Here is a 10,122-nt window from a genome sequence, read left to right as displayed (position 1 = left end):
TTCTTCTGTGAGCCTGGACCCCCTTGAAAAAAAACCGCTGTATAATTTCTGTCCAGGTAAAGAAATACTTTCCATCGGCAGCGTTGGCTGCAATTTCATCTGCCCATGGTGCCAGAATTACGGCATCTCTCAGTCGGCGGTCGAGGATGCGCAGTTGCGCGATGCCCGGCCGGATGAACTTGTGACACTGGCCAAAACATATAATTCCGTCGGCATTGCCTACACCTATAATGAACCGCTGATCAATTTTGAATTTATCAGAGACTGCGCGGAGTTGTTTAATAAACACTTGCTGAAAAATGTACTTGTCACAAACGGTTATATAAACGAAAAACCGCTCGCGCTGCTTTTGCCTTTGATGGACGCGGCGAATATTGATATAAAATTCTTTCGCCACGAGCCGTATAAAAAATACTGCGGCGGGGATCTGGGCGATGTCATGCGCAGCGTCGAGATGTTCGTGAAAGCCGGCAAACACATCGAACTGACATTCTGCGTGATCCCGGGATTAAACGATGATGAGGATGATTTCAGGGAAATGATTGACTGGATATGGGCGCTTTCGCCGTCTGTCCCACTGCATATATCAAGATATTTTCCCGCGCACAAACATAAATCTCCGCCTACATCTTTGAAAACGCTTGATAGATTAAGGGATGTGGCGATTAAAAAACTTGATTTTGTTTATCAGGGCAATGTCAGCGGCCAGACTGGCACATACTGTCCTGTGTGCAGGGCGCTTCTCATCCAGCGTACGGGTTACAGCGTAGAGATCAAAGCCCTTAACGGCAGCAGCTGCGCCAATTGCGGAGCTGAGCTGTCCATAGCCTTGTGAAAAAGGAAAAAGGGGACGTCCTTAATATTATGCTGAGAAGGGGGAGACATATCGTAGAAAAAGTAGGACGTCCTCTTTTTCTATGTTTCTTTTTAGGGACGGTGTTTTTATTCGGGTCTTGTTCGCGGGGGATAAAAACCAGGCGTTTTCTTTATTTTGGAACGTTTATAGATATAAGCCTGCCGGGCGGCTGTGATGCGGATCTTTTCGGAATTCTGGAAGATGAAATCAAACGCTGTGATCATCTTTTAAGCGTTAAGTCCGGCTCGACGGCAGAACTGAACAGGAACGGGATATCGCGCAACGCGGAACTTGCCGCGCTGATAAAACGCGTCAAACACGCGCACAGGCAGACAGGCGGCCTTTTTGATCCGACTGTTGAGCCGGTTTTGAAAGTGAGCGGATTCTCGCCGGCGTCCGGCCATAAGGGTGCTCCAGCGCCTCCGAAGGATCTGAAAAAAGCTTTAAGCGAGGTGGGCGCCGATAAAATAAAAATAGAGAGGGATGTTATTAAAACCGGCGGAGCTCTGCTCAATTTCGGCGGCTGCGGCAAGGGTTATCTCCTGGAGCGATTATCGGAAACGCTGAGAGATAATCTCGTCAATGACGCTCTGATAAATGCCGGAGGAGACATACTGGCCATGGGGAAAAATTCCGGGAAACTGTGGCGGATAGGGGTGCGCCAGCCCGGAGAAAAAAGTTTCACGCTTGTCCTGGGTATAACGGATGAAGCTGTCGCAACAAGCGGTGATTATGAGAATTTCTTTATGGACGGCGGAAAAAAATACACTCATATACTGAGTCCGACAACCGGCCTCTCTTCGGACAAAAGGCAGGTCACGGTTATCTGTGCAGCGCCGCTCGATGCTGACATATACGCCACCGCTTTTATGCTCATGGAGACAGAAGAGGCACTTGGCCTGGCTGATGAGCGCGGCATGGGCCTTATGATTTACGAGCCTGACGGCAAAACCGTGTCAAATGAAATATTCAGGAACCATATAGTCCGCTGAGAGGAAATGTCAGTTACCGGATTCCCGCGTGGGAAGGTTGTTGATTATCTCGGAGTTTTTTATCATGTTGTCCATCCAGCCGTAATAGATGAGCGAACGCTTTTCGTTCAGCAGTGTGTTTTTAAATTCCGCCCTTTTTTCTTCAAAGTCTTCTTTAGGGAAGGATGATTTGAATACGATGGCGGCCTCCATGGGTGACACTTTAGCGGACGACAGCATTAAATCTCTGTAAAATTGTTTTTTAATAGAATCCCTCAAATTGTTCTCAAAGTCAAATCGGGACATTTTATAATACATGGCCAGCACGCGCTGATAGATATTCTGGCTGAATATTCCGTCCTGCTGGAATGCCTTCATGGACATTATGGAAGATGAGATTATTTCGTCCGGCACTTTTACGCCGAATTTCCCGGCCTGCTGCATTATGAGTTCATCCTGTACCATTTGAGCGAGAATGTTTTGCTTTATGTTACTGATATCGTCGGCGGTGAGGGGCGTTTCCCTCTCATCGCGCTCTCTGTCAAGGCGCTGTGTGAAAGACTGGTGATAATCGTCATAATTTATTTTAGTTTTATTAACTTTAACGGCTGTCGGCATCTGAGCCTGATAGTTCATATAGAAAAGGCCGATTATGAAAACAGCGGCGATAACGCTGAGAATTGTCTTGGCGTGCTTTCTCACAAATTCCATAAATTTATCCCCCCTGGCAAAAAGTTCATGTTATTTTCTCAAATTTTATGATATATTCTACAATAAAATGACAGAAAATCAAATTTATAGTCAAACCTCGCGCGCCGCCGCGCTGGTGCTGGGTTTAATTTTAATGTCGGGGTGTTATCCGGCTAAGCGTATGATTGTTCAGCCTGAGGTTCCGCGCGATTATTGGACAGAAAAAAAACAGAGGATCAGCCCTCATCAAAAAAGAGCCGTCCTTGAGGCGCTGGAAAGGGTGAGGAAGAAAGCCGCCTCGGGCAGTTCTCTAGACAGTCTCGGTATAAGCACGCTTAAAGAATCCGTTGTTCTGCTGGACCATCCGTCGGCCGCCGCGCCGTTTATAGCAGATGCTATTGAAGGCAGGGATTTATGGTCCGGCATAAAAGGGGAGTCTTATTACTGGAAATTCCGTTACTGGTGCATAGATATGGCCGGTTATATGGATGAGCGTCAATTTGCCGGCATGCTTGCTTCCATTGTTTCCCGCGAAGATGAGAAAGATGAGCTGCGGATCCGCGCGGTAATGACCTTGCGGGAGATGAAAGAGAAAGAGAGCCTCCGGAAACTGTTTATGGAAATGAAAAATTCAGCCGTGAGAGAAGAAATAGCCCGGGCCCTTCTCTATTTTGATTAGTCTTCGTTTTTCGGCAGCGGAGCGGTTTTTTCCATGGTGACGTTGCCTTCAAAAAAAGCCCCCTCGTTTATGGTTATCTGCGAGGTCTTGATGTCGCCTTTTATTTTACCGTCTTCCATGAGTTCCATGGATATGTAAGAGTGGATATTGCCTTCCACCTCCCCGCTTACAATGACCGTTTGCGCGGTGACGTCGCCTATGATCTTTCCGGTGTCGCCGATAATCACAGCGTCCGCCTGCTCTATCCCGCCGTTCACAAGCCCGTCTATTTTTAGGGATCCTTTGGTTGCGATGGTGCCGGTTATCACGCTTTCGTGACCTATCACTGTCTCAATACGGCCTATTTTTTTCTCTAGTTTGTTTGAACCGAACATTTAAAAACTCCTGTTAACGAAATACATGGGATTAAGCGCTTTCCCGTATCGTTTTATCTCATAATGCACATGATATCCGGTCGCGCGTCCGGTGCTGCCTATATTTGCGATTATCTGTCCTCTTTCGACCTTGTCCTGCTGTTTAACAAAAACCTCATCGCAATGTCCGTAATAACTTGTATATCCCATGCGGTGGGATATCACAACGGTTTTGCCCAGATTCCCCGCCCAGCCCGCGAAAACCACTCTCCCGTCGGCAGTGGCTCTCAGGGGGGTGTCTTTCACATTCGCGATGTCAAGCCCGCTGTGGAACTGGCTGTTTCCCGTAAAAGGAGAAGCTCTCAGACCGAAGGGGCTTGTCACCCTTCCCATGGCCGGCCAAATCGCGGGGGTTGAACGGGCCAGTATTCTTTTTTCGTTCAGGTATTCTGAAATCTCGCGAAAATTGAGCTTTTCCTGCCATCCGCCCGCGAGCATTTCTTCCACATTCATCGCCAGCAGTTCCTCGGATTCAGCGGGGCTTGTCTCAAGAAGAATTTTGGATAACTGGAGGCTCTGGAGTTTTGACGGCCCGCCGGCGGCTGAGTATTCTATGATCTTTGATTCCTTCCCCAGCGCGAGTATCCCTTTCAGCCGGGTATTGAGCTCGGACGTCTCTGCGATAAGGTCGAGGGAGTTGTTTAATTTTTCACTGAAACTGACAACCTTGTTCTGCAGCGTGATATTCGCTTTTTGAGTTTCGTCAATTTTCACGCGTTCGCTTATGAAATATGCCGCTGTCGCTGTTATGGCGAACCACACTGAGCATCCGAGAAACAGGAACAGATATGATATTGTGACCTGTGTTCCGCGTCTTCCTCCGTGGGGAAGCAGCATAATCGTAAGCTGTTTCCTGGGCACATGATACCGTTTAACGGTTTTATCGCTCATAAGAGATAATTATACTATCTGGCCGCTGACTTTGTCAACGCGTAACGCGGCCGTGTAACGCGGCGCGGTTATTTGTTTCGCTGTTATTTGCTCAGGAATTTGCGCAGTGTTCTGACTTTCGCGAAAATAAAAGAGCACAAAATCAAAATCACCAGATTCATAACAATGTTTACGACACTCATCGCCCCAATCACTTCCATTTGTTCCATTTTCCCCCCTGGTTACAAACCCCACATATTTCTGTGTTTACAATTCCTTTGTGATTCATTATACTAAATCGATTGGATGTCTGCCTAGCGCAACCAAATAAACAGGGAATTTAGTATTATAATTTGAAGTAGTTTATCGGCATAACCTTTTTAAAAGGGGGATTTTATGAAAAATTTTACAAAGTATATTTCTATTGCTCTTCAAATTACGGGTATTGGTCTTTCTATCTGGCAGATATCGAAATTCGCTACCAGCGGCAACATACAAGACTTCATCTACAGCCTTATAGGCTTGGCCATCTTCATCTTAGGCGGTTTTATGAAGCATTATAGTGTCGGTAGAAATGATGAGGTAAATAAAAATATTCTATGGAAATTTAACACATGGGGGATCATGCTTTTTGAAAAATTACGGGTAAAATTTTTGGAAGTCAATACGCTGCTGCATAAAAACACTACTCGGGCGATGAGAATCTATATAGGTATAGCAATCGGAATTATTTTTTTAGCAACCTTTCGCGCATGCAGACCCGACGCACAAAAACTTACTGCTAATATAAGTTCCCCCGGGCCAACAAAGCTGATGGAAAACAGCAGGCCGGAATCGGTAACTATAACTTTCAATGGATCCGCGGCTCAATTAAAACATGTGGGAAAAATAATATCAGACGGTATCTATGTGGATCCTCCCGTCAAGGGCACATGGAGATGGGTATCTGATTCAAAACTAACCTTTACGCCAAAAGAAGACTGGGCAGTTGGACAGGAATACAAAGTAAAATTAGACAGTTCTATATTTCCAAAACATCTAAAGCTTAGAACATATAAATTTAGTTTCAATTCTGCGCCGTTCACAGTCAGCCTGAAAGATGTGAAATTCTATCAGGATCCCAAGAACCCAATGGTCAAGAGAGTTGTCGCTACTGCTGTTTTTAGCCATGCGGTAGTTCCTGAGGAATTTGGAAAACACATATTTTTACAAATGGAAGGTGAAAAGACCGGCTTTATGGGAATGGGGAAAAAATCTTTTCCGTTTACTGTTACCTATGACAAGTTTAACGGTGAGGCATATATTTTCTCGGATATCATCCGGATCCCTCCTGATGACACAAAAATGACCGTTGTTATCGAGAATGAAGTTCAAGCAGCAAAAGGAGGGCAGGATTTTCCAAATACTCTGAGCCAGACGGTAACTATCCCGGGGATGTATAACTATTTCCGCGTGGAATCTGTTCAAGCAACTATCGTACACAATGAACTATATGAATCGGAACAAATATTAGTACTAACGGCAAGCGCTGATGTACATGGATCAGAAATTCAGAAAAACATGACTGTCTATTTACTGCCTAAAAACCGGCCTCCCGTACCCGGAGATAAAAGAACTATAGTAAATTATAGCTGGGGTGATACTCGAATAATCGGGCCGGAAATTTTAGAGCACTCTCAAAAACTTGAATTGACTCCTATTCCAACAGACAGAGAATTTACCACAGTACACTCCTATAAATTTGAGACTGAACCGAATCAATATCTTTACATTAAACTCAATAAAGGAATTCAGGCCTACGGGGGGTATGTTTTAGCTAAGCATTATGACACTATTCAACGGATACCAAGTTTTTCCCGGGAACTTAAAATCATGCATGACGGCGCTGTCTTGAGCCTTAGCGGGGATAAGAAACTATCAGTTATCTCAAATGGAATAGAAGCCATCAAAGTCACTTTTGCACGTGTACTTCCCGGACAAATCAATCACATGGTAAGTCAATCCGGGGGACAGTTTAAAAGCCCATATTTCCAAAATTATAGATTCGGGACTGATAATATTACAGAAGTATTTACTGAAATCCGTACGCTTATTCAAACGAGTCGGCCTAAAACACAGTATACAGCCGTAGATTTTTCACGTTATCTAGGTGCAAAACATGGGCTATTCTTCTTGAAAGTTCAGAGCTGGGATCCTGTTAGAAAAAGAACTACCGGGATGGAGGACAAACGTTTAGTTTTAGTAACTGACCTTGGTCTTCTGGTAAAGGAAGAAAAGGATGGCAGCCGGAAAGTATTTGTGCAGTCTATCCCCTCCGGGAATTCTTTGGCGGGAGTTGATGTACACATAATCGGTAAAAATGGCGTTCCCGTTGTCACAAAAACAACAGAAAATCAAGGATTTGTATTTTTTCCTCCCCTGCAAAGCTTCACTAACGAAAAAGAGCCCGTTGCCATTGTAGCGAAAAAGGGACTTGACTTATCTTTTATTCCATATAATTGGAATGATAGAATGTTGAATTTCTCCCGGTTTGATATCGGTGGAATCCATACAAGTTTATCTCCTGAAAAATTACAGGCATATCTTTTCTCAGATCGAGGTATTTATCGTCCGGGTGATGCAATTCGCGTAGGAGCCATAATAAAACGGGGCGATTGGAATCCGGTGCTGGTGGGCATTCCTCTGGAAACAGTTGTAATTGATGCTCGCGGTCTGGAAATACAGAAACAAAGAATTCGGTTATCACAATTTGGATTTGAAGAAATTCTGTATACAACAGAAGAGAACGGCCCAACCGGACAATACCAGTTTCGGGTTTATATAGTTAAAGATAGTAAACGTAGTACTCTGCTTGGTTCGGTGTCTGTCAAGGTAGAGGAATTTCTACCTGACCGCATGAAAATCACCACTCTTTTTTCAAAGGAATTTCCGCAGGGGTGGGTAACGCCGGATAACCTAAAGGGCTTAGTAATGTTAAGGAATCTTTTCGGAACTCCCGCGGAAAAACGCCGGGTTGCCGCCGACTTAACAATATCACCTTGCCCTCCATTTTTTCGCGCCTATAGAGATTATACGTTTATCAATCCAAATCGTAAAAAGAAAAACGGCATGAGCACTTTCACGGAACGCCTTAATGACAAGACGACTGATGAAAACGGGGAAGCAGATTTTGAGTTTGACCTATCGCGTTTTGAAAAAGCCTATTACCGGATAGATTTTCTTGCCAGTGGTTACGAGGCTGAGGCAGGCAGAGGCGTTAGTTCCGAAAGTTCTATTTTCGTTTCAGACCTCCCGTTCCTTTTGGGCTATAAGTCTAATAGCAATCTGGAATATATTAAACGCGACAGCAAACATGATATCAAAATCATAGCGATAGACTCAAAATTAAAACAAACAGCAGTTTCGGGGTTAAGAGCTGTTTTAATCAATCGGCTTTATGTTTCAACATTAGTAAAACAGAGAAATGGAACCTATAAGTATCAGTCTGTTGAAAAAGAAGTAGTGATCAGTTCCAAAACAATATCTATCCCGCCTGAAGGATTGATGTATGACCTTCCCGCCCAAAAACCGGGAAATTATATTATTTCTGTGCGCGACAACGAAGATTTTGAACTTTTACGCACAGGTTATAGCGTCATTGGAAAGGCAAACCTCAGCCGGTCACTTGACAAAAACGCCGAACTCCAAATAAAACTAAACAAAAGTGATTTCGCGCCGGGTGAGACGATCGAAATACAGATTACTGCCCCATATGAAGGTGCCGGTGTAATCACAATAGAACGGGACAAAGTTTATGCTTCAAAATGGTTTAAAACCAATACCACAAACTCTATACAGCGAATTACGGTTCCGGAAAACCTTGAGGGCAATGGATATATAAATGTTTCTTTTGTGCGCGCCATAGATTCACAAGAAATATTCACAAGTCCTTTAAGTTATGCGGCAGTACCCTTTACTGTTAGTCTTGCAAGACGAACTAATCAGCTAAAGATTGATATTCCCGAAATAGCGCTTCCGGGGAATCCCTATAAAATAAAGTATAAAAGTAACAAAAAAGGAAAAGTTGTTATATTTGCCGTCGATGAAGGAATCCTGCAAGTGGCCAAATATAAAACCCCTGATCCTTTAGCCAAATTCTTTGAGAAACGGGCGCTTGAAGTACGCACATCTCAGATTGTAGATTTAATTCTTCCGGAATTTACAATTTTCAAAGAATTGTTTAGTACGAGTGGCGATGGATATGACAAAGACGCGCTATCAAAGAACTTGAATCCATTTAAACGAAAACGCCAGAAACCGGTTGCTTACTGGTCAGGTATTATAGACATGGATACTGAGTGGATGGAAGTAGTTTTTGACATGCCCGATTATTTCAACGGGACAGTACGCGTTATGGCTGTTTCTCTCACTGATGATACAATCGGGGTAACCGAAAAAAAGGAATTGTGCGCGGGCCGTTCGTTTTAACGCCGAATGTGCCTACTTTTGTCGCGCCGGGTGATGCATTCGAAGTTAGTATTGGCGTCCATAATAATGTGGACAATTCCGGGGCGAAAGCTGAAATAAAACTTCAGCTAATTACATCAAAGCACACGGAAGTAATTGGCACAAATATACAGACCCTTGAAATAGCTGAAAAAAGAGAAGGCGTTGCAAAATTTAAGATTCGCGCAAATAATGTACTGGGATCGGGGAACTTCACATTTATAGCTTCTATGGTCGGGAAACAATCAAAATCCTCTATAGACCTTAGTATAAGGCCGCCTATTCCATATATGACAATAGTTAAAGGCGGTTATCTAAAAAAACGCGGGAAAGCAGAAATCTCAGTCGAAAGAAAGCTCTATCCTCATTTTAGAGTTTTGGACACGGCGGCATCAAAAGTACCAATTGGTCTTGCGCACGGATTAGATGTTTATTTAAGGAATTTCCCATACAGTTGTACGGAACAGCTCGTCAGTCAGACGGTCCCGGCTATTGTCCTGCGAAAACATCCTGAATTTGGCTATGATTCCAAAAAATCTGATGCTCATTTCAATCGAGCCGTAAAAATCCTTCAATCCAGACAAAATGCCGAAGGAGCGTTCGGGTTCTGGGCAGCTAATTCTCATGTATCATCTTTTCAGACAGTGTATACCCTGCATTTTCTTCTTGAGGCACAAGATGCGGGTTACCCTGTGCCGCAAACTCTTTTATCCAGGGGACGCCTATATCTGCGCACACTGGCTTCTGAAAAAGTAGAATCATTGTCCCAAGCCCGGATAGCTGCATACGCTATATATGTTTTGACCCGTTATCAGGAAGTTACCACGCAATATGCGGATACTTTGTGCAATTGGCTTACTAAGAACGACAAGACTGGTTGGGAAAAAGACGTAACCGGCATTTATCTGGCTGCCGTATATCAGATGCACCGGTTGAACAGAAAAGCGGAAAATTTGATTTCTCATTCACGCTTGGGAGATCCGCAAAAAGCAGATTACAACTCTTTTTATGACGGACTTCTGCGAGATGCTGTTTATTTATATATTGCCTCACGCTACTTCCCCGAACGGATAGGGAAAATACGGGGCGATGAACTAATAAACATTGCAACGCCTGTTCTAGAAGGTCGCTTTAATACGACAAGCGCGGCTTTCGTTA

The 10,122-nt window shown here is 44.0% G+C and carries 8 protein-coding genes; 5 read left to right on the top strand and 3 right to left on the bottom strand.

The features are described from left to right. Both amrS and FP827_04730 read left to right on the top strand, forming a co-directional pair. The coding region (gene amrS / locus FP827_04735; protein MBA3052380.1) for an AmmeMemoRadiSam system radical SAM enzyme at positions 1-835 on the top strand (835 nt) is incomplete at its 5' end. A 29-nt stretch (positions 836-864) separates the two neighbouring features. Further along, a complete protein-coding gene (locus FP827_04730; GenBank protein MBA3052379.1) occupies positions 865-1,848 on the top strand; it encodes an FAD:protein FMN transferase in 984 nt (327 codons plus the stop codon). A 9-nt stretch (positions 1,849-1,857) separates the two neighbouring features. On the opposite strand, the gene FP827_04725 is transcribed toward FP827_04730, so the two are convergent. Next, positions 1,858-2,538, bottom strand: coding sequence for a hypothetical protein (locus tag FP827_04725; GenBank protein ID MBA3052378.1), 681 nt, complete (start codon positions 2,536-2,538; stop codon positions 1,858-1,860). Between the two features lie 160 nt (positions 2,539-2,698). Between FP827_04725 and FP827_04720 the strand changes: the two genes are divergently transcribed. Next, positions 2,699-3,196, top strand: a complete 498-nt coding sequence (locus FP827_04720; GenBank protein MBA3052377.1) for a hypothetical protein — start codon at positions 2,699-2,701, stop codon at positions 3,194-3,196. Here the strand turns inward: FP827_04720 and FP827_04715 are convergent. Then, positions 3,193-3,570, bottom strand: coding sequence for a polymer-forming cytoskeletal protein (locus FP827_04715; protein MBA3052376.1), 378 nt, complete (start codon positions 3,568-3,570; stop codon positions 3,193-3,195). The genes FP827_04720 and FP827_04715 overlap by 4 nt on opposite strands. After that, positions 3,571-4,500, bottom strand: a complete 930-nt coding sequence (locus FP827_04710; protein ID MBA3052375.1) for a M23 family metallopeptidase — start codon at positions 4,498-4,500, stop codon at positions 3,571-3,573. A 375-nt stretch (positions 4,501-4,875) separates the two neighbouring features. On the opposite strand from FP827_04710, the gene FP827_04705 reads away from it, so the two are divergent. Next, positions 4,876-8,946 carry a hypothetical protein gene (locus FP827_04705; protein ID MBA3052374.1) on the top strand — a complete coding sequence of 1,357 codons (4,071 nt, stop codon included), beginning with the start codon at positions 4,876-4,878 and terminating at the stop codon, positions 8,944-8,946. 8 nt (positions 8,947-8,954) lie between these two features. Continuing rightward, positions 8,955-10,122 (top strand): hypothetical protein (locus FP827_04700; GenBank protein MBA3052373.1); only part of this gene is annotated, 1,168 nt, incomplete at its 3' end.

The organism is Candidatus Omnitrophota bacterium, from assembly GCA_013791745.1.
In the GTDB taxonomy this organism is placed as follows: domain Bacteria; phylum CG03; class CG03; order CG03; family CG03; genus CG03.
The sequence above is the reverse complement of the archived record's forward strand: the minus strand, read 5'-3'. Positions and strand labels throughout refer to the sequence as shown.